Annotated in this window: 18 protein-coding genes; 7 read left to right on the forward strand and 11 right to left on the reverse strand. The window is 69.7% G+C overall.

Features of this window, described 5'->3' with window-relative positions; all coding sequences use genetic code 11:
- The first annotated feature begins 2 nt into the window (after nt 1-2).
- Together NTM_RS03885 and NTM_RS03890 are read left to right on the forward strand one after the other, a co-directional pair.
- On the forward strand, nt 3-1,292 hold the full coding sequence (locus NTM_RS03885; protein WP_232079611.1) for a uracil-xanthine permease family protein: 1,290 nt from the start codon (nt 3-5) through the stop codon (nt 1,290-1,292).
- A 52-nt stretch (nt 1,293-1,344) separates the two neighbouring features.
- On the forward strand, nt 1,345-1,692 hold the full coding sequence (locus NTM_RS03890; RefSeq protein ID WP_163765517.1) for a cupin domain-containing protein: 348 nt from the start codon (nt 1,345-1,347) through the stop codon (nt 1,690-1,692).
- 17 nt (nt 1,693-1,709) lie between these two features.
- On the opposite strand, the gene NTM_RS03895 is transcribed toward NTM_RS03890, so the two are convergent.
- Genes NTM_RS03895 through thiO form a run of 8 tightly spaced genes read right to left on the reverse strand, consistent with a single transcriptional unit; the run spans nt 1,710 to nt 9,277 of the window.
- Nucleotides 1,710-3,176 carry a M28 family metallopeptidase gene (locus tag NTM_RS03895; RefSeq protein WP_104861757.1) on the reverse strand — a complete coding sequence of 489 codons (1,467 nt, stop codon included), beginning with the start codon at nt 3,174-3,176 and terminating at the stop codon, nt 1,710-1,712.
- Nucleotides 3,173-4,687: a M28 family metallopeptidase gene (locus NTM_RS03900; RefSeq protein WP_435405024.1), complete on the reverse strand. Its 1,515-nt coding sequence runs from the start codon at nt 4,685-4,687 to the stop codon at nt 3,173-3,175. Before NTM_RS03900 ends, NTM_RS03895 begins: the two co-directional genes overlap by 4 nt.
- A 1-nt stretch (nt 4,688) precedes the next feature.
- Nucleotides 4,689-5,600, reverse strand: coding sequence for an alpha/beta fold hydrolase (locus tag NTM_RS03905; RefSeq protein ID WP_104861756.1), 912 nt, complete (start codon nt 5,598-5,600; stop codon nt 4,689-4,691).
- Between the two features lie 11 nt (nt 5,601-5,611).
- Complete coding sequence (locus tag NTM_RS03910) at nt 5,612-6,367, reverse strand: ABC transporter permease (protein WP_179963877.1); 756 nt, start codon at nt 6,365-6,367, stop codon at nt 5,612-5,614.
- Nucleotides 6,367-7,272 carry an ABC transporter ATP-binding protein gene (locus NTM_RS03915; RefSeq protein WP_163765519.1) on the reverse strand — a complete coding sequence of 302 codons (906 nt, stop codon included), beginning with the start codon at nt 7,270-7,272 and terminating at the stop codon, nt 6,367-6,369. Before NTM_RS03915 ends, NTM_RS03910 begins: the two co-directional genes overlap by 1 nt.
- Nucleotides 7,273-7,312: 40 nt before the next feature.
- Nucleotides 7,313-8,077, reverse strand: coding sequence for a thiazole synthase (locus tag NTM_RS03920; RefSeq protein ID WP_104862166.1), 765 nt, complete (start codon nt 8,075-8,077; stop codon nt 7,313-7,315).
- A gap of 1 nt (nt 8,078) precedes the next feature.
- On the reverse strand, nt 8,079-8,276 hold the full coding sequence (thiS, locus tag NTM_RS03925; protein WP_163765520.1) for a sulfur carrier protein ThiS: 198 nt from the start codon (nt 8,274-8,276) through the stop codon (nt 8,079-8,081).
- Entirely contained in the window at nt 8,273-9,277 is a 1,005-nt protein-coding gene (gene thiO, locus NTM_RS03930) for a glycine oxidase ThiO (protein ID WP_163765521.1), read from the reverse strand. Before thiO ends, thiS begins: the two co-directional genes overlap by 4 nt.
- Nucleotides 9,278-9,414: 137 nt before the next feature.
- Between thiO and thiE the strand changes: the two genes are divergently transcribed.
- A complete protein-coding gene (thiE, locus tag NTM_RS03935) occupies nt 9,415-10,080 on the forward strand; it encodes a thiamine phosphate synthase (protein WP_104861752.1) in 666 nt (221 codons plus the stop codon).
- Here the strand turns inward: thiE and NTM_RS03940 are convergent.
- Nucleotides 10,064-10,555 (reverse strand): NUDIX hydrolase, encoded by a 492-nt coding sequence (locus NTM_RS03940; RefSeq protein ID WP_104861751.1) that lies wholly within the window; start codon nt 10,553-10,555, stop codon nt 10,064-10,066. The genes thiE and NTM_RS03940 overlap by 17 nt on opposite strands.
- A gap of 140 nt (nt 10,556-10,695) precedes the next feature.
- On the opposite strand from NTM_RS03940, the gene glnX reads away from it, so the two are divergent.
- The 4 genes from glnX (at nt 10,696) to NTM_RS03960 (ending at nt 16,062) form a co-directional block, all read left to right on the forward strand.
- Nucleotides 10,696-12,015: a protein kinase G-activating protein GlnX gene (gene glnX / locus NTM_RS03945; protein WP_163765522.1), complete on the forward strand. Its 1,320-nt coding sequence runs from the start codon at nt 10,696-10,698 to the stop codon at nt 12,013-12,015.
- 35 nt (nt 12,016-12,050) lie between these two features.
- The gene (locus tag NTM_RS03950) at nt 12,051-13,031 is read left to right on the forward strand and encodes a glutamate ABC transporter substrate-binding protein (protein WP_104861749.1); all 981 of its coding nucleotides are present in this window, start codon (nt 12,051-12,053) and stop codon (nt 13,029-13,031) included.
- Nucleotides 13,028-15,325 (forward strand): serine/threonine-protein kinase PknG, encoded by a 2,298-nt coding sequence (locus tag NTM_RS03955; protein WP_163765523.1) that lies wholly within the window; start codon nt 13,028-13,030, stop codon nt 15,323-15,325. Before NTM_RS03950 ends, NTM_RS03955 begins: the two co-directional genes overlap by 4 nt.
- A 278-nt stretch (nt 15,326-15,603) precedes the next feature.
- On the forward strand, nt 15,604-16,062 hold the full coding sequence (locus NTM_RS03960) for an STAS domain-containing protein (RefSeq protein WP_104861747.1): 459 nt from the start codon (nt 15,604-15,606) through the stop codon (nt 16,060-16,062).
- On the opposite strand, the gene NTM_RS03965 is transcribed toward NTM_RS03960, so the two are convergent.
- Nucleotides 15,982-17,142 carry an acetate kinase gene (locus NTM_RS03965; RefSeq protein WP_163765524.1) on the reverse strand — a complete coding sequence of 387 codons (1,161 nt, stop codon included), beginning with the start codon at nt 17,140-17,142 and terminating at the stop codon, nt 15,982-15,984. The two genes, NTM_RS03960 and NTM_RS03965, sit on opposite strands and share 81 nt — an antisense overlap.
- Nucleotides 17,139-19,229, reverse strand: a complete 2,091-nt coding sequence (gene pta / locus NTM_RS03970; RefSeq protein ID WP_104861745.1) for a phosphate acetyltransferase — start codon at nt 19,227-19,229, stop codon at nt 17,139-17,141. Before pta ends, NTM_RS03965 begins: the two co-directional genes overlap by 4 nt.
- Nucleotides 19,230-19,382: the final 153 nt, after the last annotated feature.

A 19,382-nucleotide genomic window follows, 5' to 3' on the forward strand; every position in this document is an offset into this window, starting at 1 on the left:
CCGTGGCCCTCACCTGGAACCGTGTTGATTCGAAGTCCGATCCAGATTTCGTCGTCGCCCCCGACGAGCGGCTGAGCTGGCCGAGCACGATCGGCCTCGGCGCCCAGCACGTGGTCGCGATGTTCGGCGCGACGTTCCTGGTCCCGGTGCTCACCGGCTTCCCGCCCGCCACCACGCTGCTGTTCTCCGGTATCGGCACCATCGCGTTCCTGCTGATCACCGGCAACCGGCTGCCCAGCTACCTGGGCTCCAGCTTCTCGGTGATCGCGCCGGTCACCGCGGCGACGGCTTCGAACGGCATGGGCAGCGCGCTCGGCGGGATCATCGCGGTCGGCGTGCTGCTGATCCTGATCGGCGCCGTCGTGCACGTGGCGGGCACCCGCTGGATCGACATCACGCTGCCGCCGGTGGTGACCGGCGCGATCGTGGCGCTGATCGGGTTCAACCTGGCGCCCGCGGCGAAGAACAACTTCGAGCAGGGCCCGCTGATCGGGTTCGTGACGCTGGTGCTGCTGGTCGCGGTGCTCGCCGCGTTTCGGGGACTGGTCGGGCGGTTGGCGATCTTCCTCGCCGTCGCGGCCGGCTATCTGCTGGCGCTGTTCATGGGCGAGGTCGACACCTCGGGCATCAAGGCCGCGGCGTGGATCGGGCTGCCCGAGTTCCACACTCCGACGTTCTCGCTGTCGGTGCTCCCGTTGTTCCTGCCCGCGGTGATCGCGCTCGTCGCGGAGAACATCGGCCACGTGAAGTCCGTGGGCCAGATGACCAAACGCGATATGGATCCGCTGACGGGCCGCGCATTGGCGGCCGACGGCGTGGCGACGACGCTGGCCGGGTTTGGGGGCGGCTCGGCGACGACGACGTACGCCGAGAACATCGGCGTGATGGCCGCGACGCGGGTGTATTCGACTGCCCCGTACTGGATCGCCGCGTTCGTCGCGGTGCTGCTGTCATTGTGCCCCAAGGTCGGCGCGGTGATCGCCGCGGTTCCCGCGGGGGTGCTCGGCGGTGCGACGGTGGTGCTCTACGGTCTGGTCGGCATCATCGGGATCCGGATCTGGCTGACCAACCACGTCGACTTCGCCAAGCCCGTCAACCAGATGACCGCGGCGATCCCGCTGATCATCGGCATCGCCGACTTCACCTGGAGCGCGGGCGATCTGACCTTCACCGGGATCGCGCTGGGCTCGATCGCCGCGCTGGTGATCTACCACGGTATGCGGCTGTTGGGCTTCCGGCCGGGTCGAGAAGAGCCGACGGACCGCGATTCAGCAGCTGCCTCGCCACGATGACGCGCTGGTGCACTTGCTCCGAACACCTTCTACGAGAGGATATTTTTCGATGATGACCCCTGCCGTGCTCACCACTCTGCTGCCCGGCGCCGCCGAGGCCGAACTGGAGGACTGGGGGCCACTGAAGGAGGCCACCGGCGATGCCATGACGGTGCACGGCCTGGAGTTGTGGGTCGACGGCGCGAAGTCGGCCGGGATCTGGCAGGTGACCCCGGGTCCGTCGTACTGGCGCCAGGACGAGCACGAGGTCATCTACGTGCTTTCCGGCAGGATGACCGTCACCCCGGACGGCGGTGAGCCGCTGGAGGTGAAAGCCGGTGATGTCGCGGTGTTTCCGCTGGGATGGTCCGGCACCTGGGTCATCCACGAGACACTGCGAAAGGTGTATGTCGTCTTCTAGCTCTTCGTCACCCGGGGCTAGGGCGCACGCCGGTCCCGCTGGTCCCGCGCCGGAACCCCGTTGACGCCGTCGATCGACTGCGCGTAGGTCCCGACGGCGTACGCCGCCGCCGACGCCATGATCCCGAGCGCGTCGCGGTCGATGTTGTCGATGTTGTCCAGCCGGGTGTGATAGTTCGGGTCGAACGGGGCGCCGGCCTTTCCGCCCCACAGCCGCGCCTGTACCTCGGTCTTGCGCTGGGACGATCCGGAGGTCAGCCCGCCGACCGGGATCCCGGCGGCCAGGAACGGCGCGTAGTCGGTGGTGCGCGCCAGCGGTATGTCGGCCGGCCGCACCCCGGCGAGGTTCAGGATGCCGGCCAGGGTGCGTTCGATCCCGGCCGAACCCTCCGGCACCGCACGGACATTCGGCTCGGTTTGGGTGGACTGGTCGCCGTCGTCGGTGAAGTAGCCGGCGTTCGGTGAACCCAGCATGTCGAAGTTCAGGTACAGCGCGATGTCGTCGAGTTGGTCCGGGCTCAGCGAGCGCAGATACTTCGTCGACCCGTCCCTCGAGATCTCCTCGGCACCCCAGAACGCGAACCGCACCGCGTTGGCGGTCTGCGGCTGTGCGCCGAGCTGCAAGGCGGTCTCCAGCACCGCGGCCACCCCGGAACCGTTGTCGTTGATCCCGGGACCGGACTGCACGCTGTCGAGGTGGGCGCCGACCACCACCACGTTGCCGGTGTCGCCGGTCGCGGTCTGCGCGATCACGTTTCGCGACGTGCTCATCACGGGCTTGTTGTCCAGCACCAGCGTCACCGGCGCCTCGGTACGCCGCAGCGCGGCGTCGGCGCTCGGGTCGATAACGCCCACCGGCACTTTCAGGTCGTTGTAGTAGCCGGAGGTGAACAGCGTCGGCGGGGCGCCGACGGGTCGCGCCGGGGTGGCCTGACTGACCACCAGCACGCCGACCGCGCCCTGGTCGACGGCCACCCGCTGCTTCTGGACGATCGAGCAGCCGCTGTCGTCGACCACGGCGATCGCGTCGTCGACGTCGACGTTTCCGTAGTCCGCCGCCGCGCACCCGGCCGGTTTGCGCGGCCGCAGGGTGATGGCCTTGAGCCCACCGGGCGGCGTGGTGATCATCAGCGAGGCCTGCTCGACGCGGAACGGCCGGCCGGCCACCGTCAGGGCCGGCTTCCCGCCGCGCGAACCCGACAGCCGCTCGAACTCGGGGGTCTGGACGTCGAAACCCTCGTCGCGCAACAGTCCGGCCACATAGTCGACGCTGGCCTGGAAACCCGGGGAGCCGTCGGCGCGGTTGCCGTCGTTGGCATCGGCGATCTGCTGCAGCTTCTCCAGATGTCCGTAGACGGCGTCGATGGTGACCTTGCCTGCCAGTTCCGGACCCCACTGCGGCGGCGGCGCGGGCTCCGAAGACGAGCAGGACACCACCAGGGCGCCCACCGCGGCGAGCGTGACGGCGGCTCGGCGGGCGCTCACGACGCGGTCAACCGGTGCCGGGTGCGATCTTCTCGAAGCGGGATCCCGTTGCGGCCCCGCTGGTCCTGCGCGTAGAGGCCGGTGACATACGCGACGCCGCTGCCGTGGATTCCCAGCGCGGTGCGGTCGATGTGGTCGATGGTGTCGGAGGCCTTGTGATAGTTGGGGTCGAACGGTTCGTCGGCCTGCCCACCCCACAGGTCGGCCTCCTCGGCCGTCTTCTTCTCCTCGGCGCCGGAGAACAGTCCGCCGGCCGGGATCCCGGCCCTGGTGAACGCGTCGTAGTCCGACCGGCCGTCGAAATCGGTGTCCCGGCCTGGCTTTCCGGCCTTGTCGAGATAACCCATCAGGGTGCGTTCGATTCCCGCCGAGCCCTCCGGGATCCGCGGCACGGGAAGCCGGGGATCCGGCGGTGCGGACTGGTTGCCGTCGTAGATGAAATAGCCCGGGTTCGGGGAGCCCAGCATGTCGAAGTTCAGGTACAGCGCGATGTCGCGCAGCGCGTCCTCGTCGAGAGAGCCGACATAGTTACCCGACCCGATCAGCCCGTGTTCCTCGGCGCCCCAGAACCCGAACCGGACGGCGTTGCGCACGTCGGGTGAACCACCCAGCTGCAGTGCGGTTTCCAGCACCGCGGCCACCCCGGAACCGTTGTCGTTGATGCCGGGGCCGTCCTCGACGCTGTCGAGGTGGGCACCGAGCATGACCACGTCCTCGGTCGAGCCCGTGGTGGTCTGGGCGATCACGCTGCGGGTGTTCTCGACCCGCACGCCGGCGTTCAGGTTGAGCACCGCGCGGGCACCGGACTGCTCGCGCAACCGGTCCCCGGAAGCCTTGCTGACACCGATGACGGGGATCTTGACGTCGGTGCCCCCGCCGAGGGTCCCGCCGGCCAGCGCGGCGACGTCCTCGTTGTTGGCCACGATCAGCGCGACGGCGCCGAGCTTGGCGGCGACGGCCTGTTTGCCGCCGAACGGGCATGAGCCCCGGTCGACGACCACGATGGCGCCGTCGACCGGCAGCCCGTCGTAGTCGTCCTCGGTGCAGCCCGGGGTGTCCTCCGAGCGGGCGATGACCAGCGGGCCGGACACCCCGTCGGATCCGGTACCGACCGTGAAGACCATCGGTCGGGCCTCGACCTTGGTGCCGGCCACGGTCAGCGACGGTTCGTCGGCCCAGGGCAGCTTGACCTCGAACTCCGGGGTCTCGACATCGAACCCGTTGTCCCGCAACGCGTCCGCGACATAGTCGACGCTCGCGTCGTAGCCGGGGGATCCGAGCCCACGGTTGCCACCGTGCTCGTCGGCGATCTCCTGCAGTTTCCTCAGGTGGGCGAACATCGCGTCGACGGTGACCTTGCCGGACAACTCGTCGGCGAACGCGGCGGCCGCGGCCGGGTCCGGGTCGGTCTGCGGCACGGGTTTCGGGTCGCTGCCGCCACCGCATCCGCCCGCGGCCAGCACAGCGCACGCCAGCACCACGGCGAGTCGTCTCGGGGTCACGGCCACCACGTTAGCGTGGCGCCGGACGGGCACTCAGATAGTCGAGGACCGCACCGGCGGCGACCTGCGGACGTTCGATCTGTAGGAAGTGTCCCGCGTCCGGGACGAAGACCACCCGGCTGCCTTCCGGGAGGACCGATTCGATCGGTTCGGCGTAGGCGGCCTCCATCGCCCCGTCCTGTTCGCCCTGCAGGTGCAGCATCGGCACCCGGGGCGGGTCGAACACCCACTTGTGCAGATCGGCGTATCTCGCCAGCGGGCGCGAGGGCCGCACCATGGCCCGGTAGTACCCGACCGCGGCCTGCCGGTGCGCCGGGCTGGGCAACGCGGCCAGCGCGTCGTCGAGTTCGGCGTCGGTGTCGTATCCGCGCGGCCCCCAGTCCTGCCACAGCCGCGGGATGACGCGCGGGAGCAGCCGTTCCGGCAGCGCCGGGACCTGGAAGAACAGGATGTACCAGCTGTTGCGCAGTTGACGCGGCAGCAGGCGCAACTGGCGGCCGATCGGGCCGCGGGTCCTGCTGATCGCGCCGATCGGCGCCACGGCCATCGAAACGTGCTCGGCGAAGGGCGAATCCGGGTAGGCCGCCAGCCCGCTGACCACGAACCCGCCCCAGTCGTGCCCGATCACCACCGCGTCGTCGGGGGCGCCCAGCTCGCGGTGCACGGCCAGCGCGTCGTACATCAGCGCCCCGATGTGGTAGTCGCCGTCAGGTGCGGGCCCGGTCGGTGCGTACCCGCGGGCGAACGGGGCGACCACCCGGAACCCCTGCTCGGCGAGCAGCGGCGCGAACTTGCGCCAGCCCCACGCGCTGTCGGGGAACCCGTGCAGGCACAACACCAACCGACCGTCGGCCGGTCCCCAGGACAACGCGCTGATGTCCAGGTGGGGCAGCGTGAAGGTGAGTGTCTGCGGGTCGGTCATGGGCAGCCATGCTAGGCGTCGCGGCGGTTCACCGTCAGCAGTGCCACGACAAACACCGCGCCGACCACGGCGGCGAAGTAGCCGAGCGAACCGGTCACGCCCCAGCGCATCGGATAGTCCGGGAACAGCCACTGCACGTCGAGGAACCTGAACATGTTCGCGAACGGCAGGTACGGGCCGATATCCCAGCTGCGCCCGGGCAGGTTCCCCAGCAGCGGCTCGAGCAGAAGCGGCCACAGCAGCAACGCGGTCACCGCGCCCGCGGTGTGGCGCACCAGCACCGCGACCCCGACGCCGAGCACGGCGGTCAGCGCCGCGTAGATCGCGATCGACACCGCGAACCCCGCCGCGGCGGGCACCGTCAGGCCTGCCGCGGCACGCGGTGCGGCGACCAGCCGTGCGACCAGAACCGCGCCGAACACCATCACCACCGAGGCCACCACCGAGAACACCGCGGCGGCAACCGCTTTGGCACACACCACGAGGGTTCGGCGCGGGGTGGCCAGGAACGTGGTCGCGATCAGACCGCTGCGGTACTCCCCCGTCACCGTCATCGCCGCGACGACCATCAGCACCGGCACCCCGAACACCGCGACCCCCATCGCCGCCCGCTGCACCGGCATCGGCGTGTAACCCGAGGACACGGAGGCCTGCAACGCCGCGAGCGCCAAGGCCAGGACGGCCGCGGCGACCGCCGCCCACAGCGGGGACCGCAGGGTTGTCAGCTTGATGCGTTCGGCGTTCAGCGCCGCGCCGGCCGCGCGCATCACCGGGTCATCCCGCGGTACTCGGTGGCGTCATCGGTCAGCGCCAGATACGCCTGCTCAAGGGTGGCTTGCTGCGGGCTCAGCTCGTGCAGCGGGATCGCATGCCGCGCAGCCAGTTCACCGACCTCCTCGATCGCGGCGCCGGACACCAGCAGCGCGTCACCGTCGCGCCCGACGGTCCAGCCGGCCGCGGCGAGCGCGCCGGCCAACTCGTCGCGGCGCGGGCTGCGCACCCGGACCGCGGCACCGTGACCGACGAACTCCGCGACGGTGGTGTCGGCGATCAGCCTGCCCTTGCCGATCACCACCAGGTGGTCGGCGGTATTGGCCATCTCGGAGAGCAGATGGCTCGACACCAGCACCGTGCGTCCTTCCCCAGCCAGGGTGCGCATCAACGTGCGCACCCAGTGGATGCCCTCGGGGTCGAGGCCGTTCACCGGTTCGTCGAACAGCAGCACCGGCGGATCTCCGATCAGCGCGGCCGCGATGCCGAGGCGCTGGCTCATGCCGAGCGACAACGTGCCCGCGCGTGCCCCGGCCACCCCGGCCAATCCGACCATGCCGAGGACCTCGTCGACGCGCTGCGACGGGATCCGGTTGCTCGCGGCGATCCAGCGCAGGTGGTTGCGCACCGTCCGGTTCGGGTGCACCGCACGGGCGTCGAGCAGCGCGCCGACCGTGCGCAGCGGATCGGTGAGCTGCCGGTAGGTCTTGCCTTCGATGGTCGCGGCGCCCGAGGTGGGCCGGTCCAGGCCGAGGATCATCCGCATCGTGGTGGTCTTGCCCGCGCCGTTGGGCCCGAGGAACCCGGTCACCACGCCGGGTTCGATCGTGCACGTCAACCCGTCGACGGCGGGGGCGCCGCGACCGCGGAACACCTTCGTGAGCCCGTCGAGGCGGATCACCGTGACACCTCCTCGATCACGAGGTCGGCGACCGTGTTCATCACAGGGCCGGGCTGGAGGCCTGGGCCCAGAACCTCTTCGGGATCCGCCCGGCGTGGCGGGCCAGGTATCCGGCCCGCACCGCGGCGGCCATCGCCTCGGCCATCGCGGGCGGGTCGGCCGCGCGGGTGACCGCCGACGCCAGCAGCACCGCATCGCAGCCGAGTTCCATCGCCAGCGCGGCGTCACTGGCGGTGCCGATGCCCGCGTCGAGGATCACCGGCACCCCGGCCTGTTCGACGATCATCTCGATATTGTGCGGGTTCGCGATCCCCAGCCCGGTGCCGATCGGCGATCCGAGCGGCATCACCGCCACACAGCCGACCGCCTCCAGCCGGCGCGCCAGTACCGGGTCGTCGGTGGTGTAGGGCAGCACACAGAACCCGTCGTCGACCAGTTGTTCGGCGGCCCTGACCAATTCGACCGCATCGGGTAACAGGGTGCGCTCGTCGGCGATCACCTCGAGCTTGACCCAGTCGGTCTGCAGCGCTTCGCGGGCCAGCTGCGCGGTCATCACCGCCTCGGCCGCGCCGCGGCACCCGGCGGTGTTGGGCAGCGGGGTGATGCCGAGGCGGGTCAGCAGATCCAGCACCCCGGTGCCGCCGTCGGCGTCGACGCGCCGCATCGCGACCGTGGTCAACTCGGTCCGCGACGCGATCAGCGCCGCTTCGAGGACCGCGAGGTTGGCGGCCCCGCCGGTGCCGAGGATCAGCCGTGAGGTGAACTCGCGGCCCGCGATGCTCAGCTTCGCCGGCGGGAAGTTCAGGTCAGCCACCCTGCACCGCCGTCACCACCGCGATCTTCGCGCCGTCGGTCAGCACGGTGTCCCACTCCGCACGGGGCAGCACCGACCAGTCCACCGCGACGGCGATGCCCTTCTCCGGAATCCCGAGGTGTTCCAGCAGTCCGGCGACGGTGGTGCAGTCCCCGACTTCGACGTCCTCGTCGTTGACGATGAGCCTCATGTGACGCTCGCTCCTTCCAGCTCGGCGGCGATCGTTTCCGCGGTCCACGGCGCCAGCAGGAAACCCGACCTGCCGTGCCCGGCGGCGACCAGGGTGCGCTCGTCGAGCCTGCCCACGATCGGCAGGTTGTCCGGTGTCATCGGGCGCAGACCCGCTGCCGCCTCGGAGAATTCGTACTCCCCCAGCGCGGGGATCACGGTGCACGCGTCGTCGAGCAGGTCGCGCACACCGCTGACGGTGGGGGTGGTGTCGCGGCCGTGTTCATACTGGGTGGCGCCGACGACCACCCCGTCGGCGCGCGGCACGACGTAGACCTGCCTGCCGCGCACCCGGGCCCGGATCACCCGCCGCGGCGGCGCCAGACAGCCACGGCGCCAACGCAATCGGAGCACCTCCCCTTTGACCGGCCGTACCGGCAGGCCCGGCCACAGTGCCGGTGCGTCGATGCCGTTGGCGATCAGCACCGTGTCGGAGTCGGCGACCTCGGTCAGGGTCTGCACCGGTTCCGCCCACCGCACGCCGAGCCGTTCGCACGCCGCGGTGAGCGCGGCCACCACCGCGCGGTTGTCGACCGCCAGCTCGGTCTCGGCGATGAATCCATGCCGGATACCCTGTGCGAGTAGGGGTTCGACATCACGGGCGGATGCCGTCGGGGTGACCGGATGGCCCTGCGCGGTCAGCCACGTACCGACCGTCTTGAGATCGGCGGCGTCGGCGTGGTCGACGGCGACCACCAGCGACTGGCGCGCGGTGACCACATCGGGCGGCAGCTCGCCGAGGAACCGGTCGTGCCACAGCCGCAGTGACTCCAGACCGATCGCCAGCAGCCGCTCCTCGCCGGGCCAGCCCTCGCTGTGCGGGGCCAGCATCCCGCCGGCCACCCACGAGGCCCCCGGCTGCGCGGTGCGGTGCACGCGCACGGCCCAGCCGTCGGTGGCGGCGCGGTGGGCCACCGACAGCCCGATGACGCCGCCGCCGATGACGGCCAGTGAGCGGGGCATCTCGCGTCCTCCCTTCGCCGGCATGACCCGGATCAGGTGTGACGGTAAGGGCCGGCGGGCCCACTCTCAGTCCCCGTGCCCGGGACTCCCGTGTGGTCGTCCGCCAGCCTACGTCGCCGCCCCGCTACGGTTCGACTGTGTCCGAAACCGCGCGGCTGCGAAGTGCCCGCCTCTATCTGTGCACCGACGCCCGCCGAGAGCGCGGCGACCTGGCCGAGTTCGTCGACGCCGCGCTCGCCGGGGGCGTCGACATCGTCCAGTTGCGCGACAAGGGATCGGCCGGGGAGGAGCGGTTCGGCCCGCTGGAGGCGCGCGACGAACTCGCCGCGCTGGAGATCCTGACCGACGCGGCGCGCAGACACGGGGCGCTGGTCGCGGTGAACGACCGCGCCGACGTCGCGCTGGCGGCCGGCGCGGACATCCTGCACCTCGGCCAGGACGACCTGCCGCTGCCGACCGCCCGGGACATCGTCGGGCGGCGGCTGATCGGACGCTCGACCCATGACGCCGACCAGGCCCGCGCGGCGGCGGCCGAGGACGTGGACTACTTCTGTGTGGGGCCGTGCTGGCCGACCCCGACGAAACCCGGCCGCGCCGCGCCGGGGCTGGATCTGGTGCGCGCCGCCGCGGCGCTGGGCACCGACAAACCCTGGTTCGCGATCGGCGGCATCGACGCCGCCCGGCTGCCCGAGGTGCTGCAGGCCGGCGCGCGCAGGGTCGTGGTGGTGCGTGCGATCACCGCCGCCGACGATCCCCGGGCGGCGGCCGAAGAGCTCGTCCGGATGCTCAGTTCTGCCGTTTGATCAGCAGCGGAATCGATGCGGTGACCTCACGCAGCCGGGTCCAGCTGGCCGCGAACCCGGGGTGCAGCGGCAGCTCCGCGACCTCGTCCTCGGCGACCCAGCGCAACTCGGCGCTCTCCCGGTTGGGGACGGTCTCGAGTTGTTCGTCGGCGTCGGCGATCACGGTCGTGTAGGTCCACCCGGAGTTCTCGGCGGTGACCACCGTGGTCCGGACGGTGAGCCGCTCCGGGGACAGCCCGGCTTCCTCGTGCGCCTCGCGCACGGCCGCTTCCTCGGGGGATTCGTGGCTGTCGCGGGCGCCGCCGGGAAGCCCCCACGTGCCGCCCTGATGACTCCACGGGGCCCGGTGCTGCAGCAGGACCGCGGCCGTTCCGTCGGGGCCGGGCGCGCGCAGCAGCAAACCGGCCGCGCCGTGTCGTCCCCAGAACGCCGCGCCCGAGTCCGACACCACCCAGCCGTCACCGTCACCGCGCACGGCGTCCAGCTTAGGTAACGGTTCGACAATTCGGAGCACCTGAATCCGCACGCGTCGCAACCAGAGCTCTTAGAATTCTTTTATATAGTTCTTGAACCGACCGCCGTAGAGATCGAGACCAGGATGAGGTCCGCGCAGACGTGACTGTGGAGTTGGCGCACCCGTCGACCGAACCTCTCGCGTCGCGCTCTCCGACCGGGTCGTCGCATCCGCGGTGGTGGTTTCTGTGGACCACCCCGGGCCGGATCCTGACCATCGGCCTGGTGCTCGCCGCGCTGGTGATCGCCAGCGCGTTCGCGACCTCGACCACCATCAACGACCGCCAGCAGGCGCTGACGACGGTGCTCAACCACACCGAGCCGCTGGCGTTCGCCGCGGGCCAGTTGTACACCACGCTGTCGGTCGCCGACGCCGCCGCGGCCACCGCGTTCATCGCGGGGTCGGAGCCACGCCCGGTCCGGCAGCGCTACGAGCAGGCCATCACCGATGCGTCGGTCGCGGTGACGCGCGCCTCCAGCGGGTTGACCGAGGAGCAGCTGGTGCAGTTGCTCGGCCGCATCAACGCTCGGCTGGCCGTCTACACCGGGCTGGTGGAGACCGCCAGGACCAACAACCGGGCGGGCAACCCGGTCGGTTCGTCGTACCTGTCCGAGGCGTCGGCGTTGATGCAGCAGCAGATCCTGCCCGACGCGCAGCGGCTCTACGAGGAGACCTCGGCGCGGGTGGACGCCGAGACCACGGCGTCGACGCGCATCCCGATCCCGGTGATCCTGGTGGTGACCGCGACCTTGCTGTTCGGCGTGTTCGCCAACCGCTGGCTGGCCAAGCGGACCCGGCGCCGGGTCAACGTCGGCTTCGTCGCCGGCGGTCTGGCGGTGCTGATCATGCTGATCTGGGTCGGCACCGCGCTGATCATCTCGACCGCCGACAGCCGCAGCGCCAAGGAGACCGCCGCCGAGTCCCTCAAGACGGTGACCTCGCTGGCGATCACCGCGCAGCAGGCCCGTGCCGACGAGACCCTGGCGCTGATCCGCCGCGGTGACGAGGACATCCGCAAGCAGTCCTACTACCAGCGCATCGACGATATGAAGGAACAGTTGGCGCGCTACGTCGCGCGCGACGACTCGATCGACAAGACCGATCTGGCCGACGCCGCGCAGCTGTTGGACCGCTGGCGCGCCGCCGACGACCGGATCACCGCCTACATCGCGGTGGGCAACTATCAGGCCGCGACGCGGGTGGCGCTCGGAACCGGTGAGGACGACGCGACGCCGGCGTTCAACAAACTCGACGAGGCGCTGACGAAGGGCATCGACCAGAGCCGCTCCCAGCTGCGCAGCGACATCGTCAACGCGCGGCGTGTGCTGTCGGGCGCGACGGTCGGCGCCGCGCTGCTGTCGGTGGTGGCGGCGGTCGCGGTGGCGCTGGGGATCTGGCCACGACTGAACGAGTACAGATGAGCGCTTGCGCGAAGAAGAAACCAGCCCTGATGACAATGAAGCCAGGCAGGTCTCGCGCGCGTGCGGTGCTCGCGCTGGTCGCGGCGGTCACGATGTTGAGCGGTTGCGCGCAGGCGCTTCCGACGGTGGCGACGCCGACGGTGACGCTGGCCCCACCGACGCCCGCAGGCATGGAGGAGCTGCCGCCGGAGTCGGCCCGGCCGCGCACCCCGGCCGACGACGACTGCGATCCGCTGGCGAGCCTGCGGCCGTTCGACACCAAGGAGGAGGCCGACGCCGCGGTCGCCAACATCAAAGCCCGCGGCCGGCTGATCGTCGGCCTGGACATCGGCAGCAATCTGTTCAGCTTCCGTGATCCGATCACCGGCGAGATCACCGGTTTCGACGTCGACATCGCCGGTGAGATCGCCCGCGACATCTTCGGCACGCCGTCGCAGGTGGAGTACCGGATCCTGTCGTCGGCCGACCGGATCGCCGCGCTGCAGAACAATGAGGTGGACGTCGTGGTCAAGACCATGACGATCACGTGCGAGCGCAAGAAGCTGGTGAATTTCTCGACCGCGTACCTGATGGCCAACCAGCGCATCCTGGCCCCGCGGGACTCGAACATCCGTCAGTCGTCTGATCTTTCGGGTAAGCGGGTGTGTGTCGCGAAGGGCACCACCTCGCTGGAGCGTATCCAGCAGATCACCCCGCCGCCGATCATCGTCGGCGTGGTCACCTGGGCCGACTGCCTGGTCGCCCTGCAGCAGCGTCAGGTCGACGCCGTCAGCACCGACGACTCGATCCTCGCCGGGCTGGTGTCGCAGGATCCGTATCTGCACATCGTCGGACCGTCGATGAACCAGGAGCCGTACGGCATCGGGGTCAACCTGGAGAACACCGGGCTGGTGCGATTCGTCAACGGCACCCTGCAACGCATTCGTCGCGACGGCACGTGGTACACGTTGTACCGCAAGTGGTTGACCGTCCTGGGCCCTGCGCCCGCACCGCCGGTGGCGAGGTACATCGATTGATCGCCGAACCTGACGACGTCGACATCACCCGGCCCGAGGATGACGGGCCGGGGACCCAGCCTGCCAGCCTCGCCGATCTCGACGACGACTCGATGGCCACCATCCGTCCGATGGCCACCCAGGCGGTGTTCCGGCCGCATTTCGACGACGATGACGACGACCTCGACGCCGTGCACACCGGCGACACCGAACCGCAGGACACCACGACCACGGTGACCCGTCAGCTGTCCCCGACCCGCAGGCTCGGCGGCGGCCTGGTCGAGATCCCGCGGGTGCCCGCGCGAGATCCATTGGCCGCGTTGATGACCGACCCGGTGGTCGCGGAGTCGAAGCGGTTCTGCTGGAACTGCGGACGGCCGGTGGGCAGGTCCACCGATGACGGCCGGGCGTTGTCGGAGGGCTGGTGCCCGCATTGTGGTAGCGCGTATTCTTTTCTGCCGCAGCTCAATCCGGGCGACATCGTGGCCGACCAGTACGAGATCAAAGGCTGCATCGCCCACGGCGGACTGGGCTGGGTGTATCTGGCTTTCGACAAGAACGTCAACGACCGACCCGTCGTCCTCAAGGGTCTGGTGCACTCCGGTGACGCGGAGGCGCAGCGGATCGCGATGGCCGAGCGGCAGTTCCTGGCCGAGGTGACCCATCCCGGGATCGTGAAGATCTACAACTTCGTCGAGCACGAGGACAAGCACGGCAACCCCGTCGGTTACATCGTGATGGAGTACGTCGGGGGCACCTCGCTCAAGCAGGCCACCCTGCTCAAACACAGTGCCCAGCTGCGGCTACCCGTCGCCGAGGCGATCGGCTTCATGCTCGAGATCCTGCCCGCGCTGGGCTACCTGCACTCGATCGGGCTGGTCTACAACGACCTCAAACCCGAGAACATCATGGTCACCGAGGATCAGTTGAAGATCATCGACCTCGGTGCGGTGTCGCGGATCAACTCCTTCGGATACCTCTACGGGACGCCGGGATATCAGGCGCCCGAGATCGTCCGGACCGGGCCGACGGTGGCCAGCGACATCTACACCGTCGGCCGCACGCTGGCCGCGCTGACGATGCGGCTGCCGACCAAGCGCGGCCGCTACGCCGACGGGCTGCCCGAGGACAACCCCGTCCTCAAGGAGTACGACTCGTTCGCCAGGTTGCTGCGGCGCGCGATCGACCCGGATCCGCGGCGGCGCTTCCAGTCCGCCGAGGAGATGTCGAGCCAGCTGATGGGTGTGCTGCGCGAGGTCGTCGCCAGCGACACCGGGATCCCGCGGCCCGGCCTGTCGACGACATTCAGCCCGTCGCGGTCCACGTTCGGCGTGGATCTGCTGGTCGCGCACACCGACGTCTATCTCGACGGCCAGGTGCACTCGGAGAAGCTGACCGCCCAGGAGATCGTCCGGGCGTTGCAGGTTCCGCTGGTGGATCCGACCGACGCCGGGGCCACGGTGCTGTCGGCGACGCTGTTGAGTCAGCCTGTGCAGACGCTGGATTCGTTGCGTGCGGCCCGGCACGGCGCTCTGGACTCCGACGGGGTGGACCTCAGCGAGTCGGTCGAGTTGCCACTCATGGAGGTCCGCGCGCTGCTCGACCTGGGCGATGTCGCCAAGGCCAGGCGAAAGCTCGACGACCTCGCCGAGCGGGTCGGCTGGCAGTGGCGACTGGTCTGGTTCCGGGCGGTCTCGGAGTTGCTCACCGCCGACTACGACTCGGCCACCCAACATTTCACCGAGGTCCTCGACATCCTGCCCGGTGAGCTGGCACCGAAACTGGCGCTGGGGGCGACTGCGGAACTGGCGGGCACCCAGGACGGCAACAAGTTCTACAAGACGGTGTGGGACACCGACCACGGGGTGATCTCCGCCGGGTTCGGTTGGGCCAGAGCACAATCCGCCGACGGCGACCGTGACGGCGCGGTCCGCACGCTCGACGAGGTCCCGGCCACCTCACGGCATTTCACGACGGCGCGGCTGACGAGCGCGGTGACGCTGCTGTCCGGGCGTTCCACCACCGAGATCACCGAACAGCACATTCGCGATGCCGCCAGGCGCGTCGAGGCGCTGCCCGACACCGAGCCGCGGGTGCTGCAGATCCGCGCGCTGGTGCTGGGCACCGCGATGGACTGGCTCGCCGACAACACCGCGAGCACCAACCACATCCTGGGCTTCCCGTTCACCGAGCACGGGCTGCAGCTCGGTGTCGAGGCGGCACTGCGCAGCCTCGCCAGGGTCGCGCCGACCCAGGCGCACCGGTACGCGCTGGTCGACCTGGCCAACAGCGTGCGCCCGATGTCCACATTCTGACCGCAACCCCGCAGCAACGACGGAATCCGTTGCTGACCGCCGGCAACCCTGCGCACCGCCCCGGCGATCCCCGGCAATAAGCGCCCGTTCCACCCGAAAACAGCAGGTGAGAGTACATGGATGGAATTCGTTTCGGTATATGGCCATGGCACGGATTCCGTAGTAATGTGACCCCACCACCTACGGTGACGTCATCGGCGCAGCTTTGAGAAAACTAGGGCCGATCCCCTTGACCTCACCCGCAGTACGAATCCGCGTTCGTCTGAGGGGAACTCCATATGTCTGCCTTCGAACCCCCACTCCCGGCAGGTACACAGCGGGTATTCCGGCCGGATCCGACGTCGTTCGAACTCCGTGAAGAGCACCACCGCGCGACCCTCTCGGCGTGCGAGCTGCCGCCGACCACGGTGTTGGTGACCATCCACGGCGAGATCGACGCGACGAACAGCATGGCGCTGGCGCGCTACATCGAGAAGCGGATCGGGGACGCCCGCAAACTCATCGTCGACCTGCAGACCGTCGAGTTCTTCGCCGCATCCGGATTTGCCGCGCTATCGAACATCAACGTCGTGTGCGCCCGCCGCGGGGTTCGATGGCGACTGCTGGCGGGCCCGCATGTGCGGCGGCTGCTCACCATCTGCGACCCCGACCGCGAGCTACCCGTCGCCAAGGCCAGCGCGAAGTACTCCCGCACACGCCCGAGCGATCGCAAGCTCCTCGTCGGTGGGTATCACTAGCACCGTCGTCGGGGCGCCGTCGGGTGAGATGCGGCGCGCGGTCCTGCCGGGGCTGGCGTTGAGGTGCTCGTCGAGTTCGACGCCGAACGCGGTGAGTCCCGACAGCGCGTCGCGCCGGACCGCGGCATCGTTCTCCCCCACGCCGGCGGTGAACGTGATCACGTCCGCCGAGCCGAGTACCGCCAGATACGCGCCGATGTACTTGCGCAGCCGGTGGATGTACACGTCATAGGCCAAACGTGCTGCGCTGTCGCCGGATTCGATGCGCCGGTGCAGCTCCCGGAAGTCGATCTCACCGCCGAGGCCCCGCACGCCCGAGCGGCGGTTGAGCATCGACTCGATGTCCTCGACGCTCATCCCGGCCTCCCGCCACAGGTAGAAGATCACCCCGGGATCGACATCACCGGACCGGGTTCCCATCACCAGGCCCTCCATCGGGGTCAGCCCCATCGAGGTCTCCACCGGCCGGCCGCCGACGATCGCCGACACCGACGCGCCGTTGCCGAGGTGCAGCACGATCTGGCTCAGCGACTCGAGCGGGGCGCCGAGGAATGCCGCGGCCTGCTCGCTGACGTACTGATGCGAGGTGCCGTGGAAGCCGTAGCGCCGAACCTTCCAGGTGCGGGCCAGGTCGGCGTCGATGGCATAGGTGGCGGCGGCCGGCGGCAGGTCGTGGAAGAACGCGGTGTCGAAGACCGCGACGTGCGGCAGGTCGGGCAGCGCCTTGCGGGCGACCTCGATCCCGAGGATGGCGGGCGGATTGTGCAGCGGCGCAAGCGGAGAGATCTCCTTGAGCCGCGCGATCAGCGCGTCGCCGACGACCGTGGGTTGGTACAGCTCCGGCCCGCCGTGGACCACGCGGTGCCCGACCGCGACCAGCCCGAGGTCGTCGAGCCGGTGCCCGTCGGCGGCCAGGGATTCGAACACCGCCTCCATCGCCGCCGCGTGATCGGGCACCGAGCCCTCGTCGCCGATCCGCTCGACGATGCCGTCGGCGATCAGCACTCCCGAATCGGGTTCGAGCACAGCGAATTTCACCGAGGACGAGCCCGAGTTCAGTACCAGTACCGTGCGACTCATCGTGGGTCCCCCTGTGCCTGGATCGCGGTGATGGCCACCGTGTTGACGATGTCCTCGACCAGCGCCCCGCGGGACAGGTCGTTGACCGGCTTGTTCAACCCCTGTAGCACCGGACCGATGGCGATCGCGCCTGCGCTGCGCTGCACCGCCTTGTAGGTGTTGTTGCCGGTGTTGAGGTCGGGGAAGATCAGTACGGTCGCGCGCCCGGCCACCGGGGAGTCCGGCATCTTCGTCTCGGCGACCGACGGTTCGACCGCGGCGTCGTACTGGATCGGGCCCTCCACCGGCAGGTCGGGTTCCCGGGAGCGCACGAGTTCGGTTGCCTCCCGGACCTTGTCGACGTCTGCTCCGGTGCCGGATGTGCCGGTGGAGTACGACAGCATCGCGACTCGGGGCTCGATTCCGAACCGCGCCGCGGTGCGTGCCGAGGAGATCGCGATGTCGGCGAGTTGTTCGGCGGTCGGGTCGGGCACGATCGCGCAGTCGCCGTAGGCGAGCACCTCGTGGGCCAGGCACATCAGGAAGATGCTGGAGACCGTGGAGACACCGGGCACGGTGCGGATGATCTCGAACGCGGGCCGGATGGTGTGCGCGGTGGTGTGCCGGGCGCCCGAGACCATGCCGTCGACCATGTCGTTGTGCACCAGCATGGTGCCGAAATACGAGACATCATGCATGATCTCGCGGGCACGGTCGACGGTGACGCCCTTGTGCTTGCGCAACTCGGCGTACTGCTCGGCGAACCGGTCGCACAGCTCGCTGGTCTTCGGGTTCAGCACGTCGGCCGCCGAAAGGTCCACGCCGAGTTCGGCGGCGCGGGCCCGCACCTGGTTCTCCTCGCCGAGGATGGTCAGCTCCGCCACCGAGCGTTGCAGCAGCCGGCCCGCGGCCTTCAGGATCCGGTCGTCGTCGCCTTCGGGCAGCACGATCCGTTTGCGGTCCGCACGGGCCCGGTCCAGCAGCTGGTAGGTGAACATCTGCGGGGTGACCACGGACGGGATCGGGATGGACAGCTGCGTCAGCAGATCCGCGGTGTCGACGTGTTCGTCCATCAGCGTCAGCGCGGTGTCGATCTTGCGCTGGGACGACGAGGTCACCCGGCCGCGGGTCGCGGCGACCCGGCTGGCCGTCTCGAAGGTGCCCAGGCCCGTCGCGATGATCGGCAGTCGCTGCCCCAGCCCCGAGACGAGTTTGTCGATCGCCGGGTGCAGCGCGAGGCCGCCGTTGAGGATCACCGCGGACAGCGACGGGAACCCGTCGGCCGAGTGGGCGGACAGAACGGCGAGCAGGACATCGGAGCGGTCGCCGGGGGTGATCACGGCGACGCCCTCGGTCAGGCGTTCGAGCACGTGTTCGGCCGTCATCCCGGCCACCAGCACGTCGAGCACCTCACGGTGCAGCATCTCCTTGTCGCCCTGCACCACGGTGCCGTCGACGGCGACCCGCAGTTCGGCCACCGACGGCGCGACCAGCAGGGGCTCCTCGGGTAGCACGTAGCTGCGCGGTTCGATCCGCTGCAGCGCCGCGCGCACCTCGGCCAGCTGGGCCGGGTCGCATCGGTTGGCGACCACGGCCGCGGTGTGGGCGTGCTGCTCGGCGATCTCGGCGACACAGACCTCGGCGACCTGGGCGACCCGCTCGGGTGTGCGCCCCTGCGCCTTCACCGCGAGTACCACCGGGGCGCCCAGGTTGGCGGCGATGCGCGCGTTGACCGAAAGCTCGCTGGGCGCGGCGACGTCGGTGTAGTCGCTGCCGACCACCAGCACCGCGTCGCACTGGTCGGCGACGCGGTGGTAGCGGTCGACGATCTCTGCGAGCGCTGCGTCGAAGTCCTCGTGGAGCTGCTGGTAGGTGACGCCGACGCAGTCCTCGTACGGCAGGCCGGCGGTGGTGTGGTCGAGCAGCATCTCCAGGATGTAGTCGCGGTCCTCGCCGTCGTCGCGGGTGATGGGCCGGAACACCCCGACCCTGGCGACGTTCGCCGCGAGCCGGTGCAGAATGCCCAGCGCGATGGTCGATTTCCCGGTGTCGCCCTCGGGCGACGCCACATAGATGGCGGAGATGGTCGCCTTCGCAGCTTCAGGCACAGCTCAAGCGTGCCAAAGTCTGCCGCGCACCGCACCATCCGCCCGGCAGGTGCAGATATGGCAAAAGTACTCGAGTCCCATCCGAGACAGTTTCGTTACACGTTCACGCGATGTGAGCAATTCCATAGACTCAAATTGACAAACTCGACAAAA

It is taken from the genome of Mycolicibacterium parafortuitum (assembly GCF_010725485.1).
Classification (GTDB): Bacteria; Actinomycetota; Actinomycetes; order Mycobacteriales; family Mycobacteriaceae; genus Mycobacterium.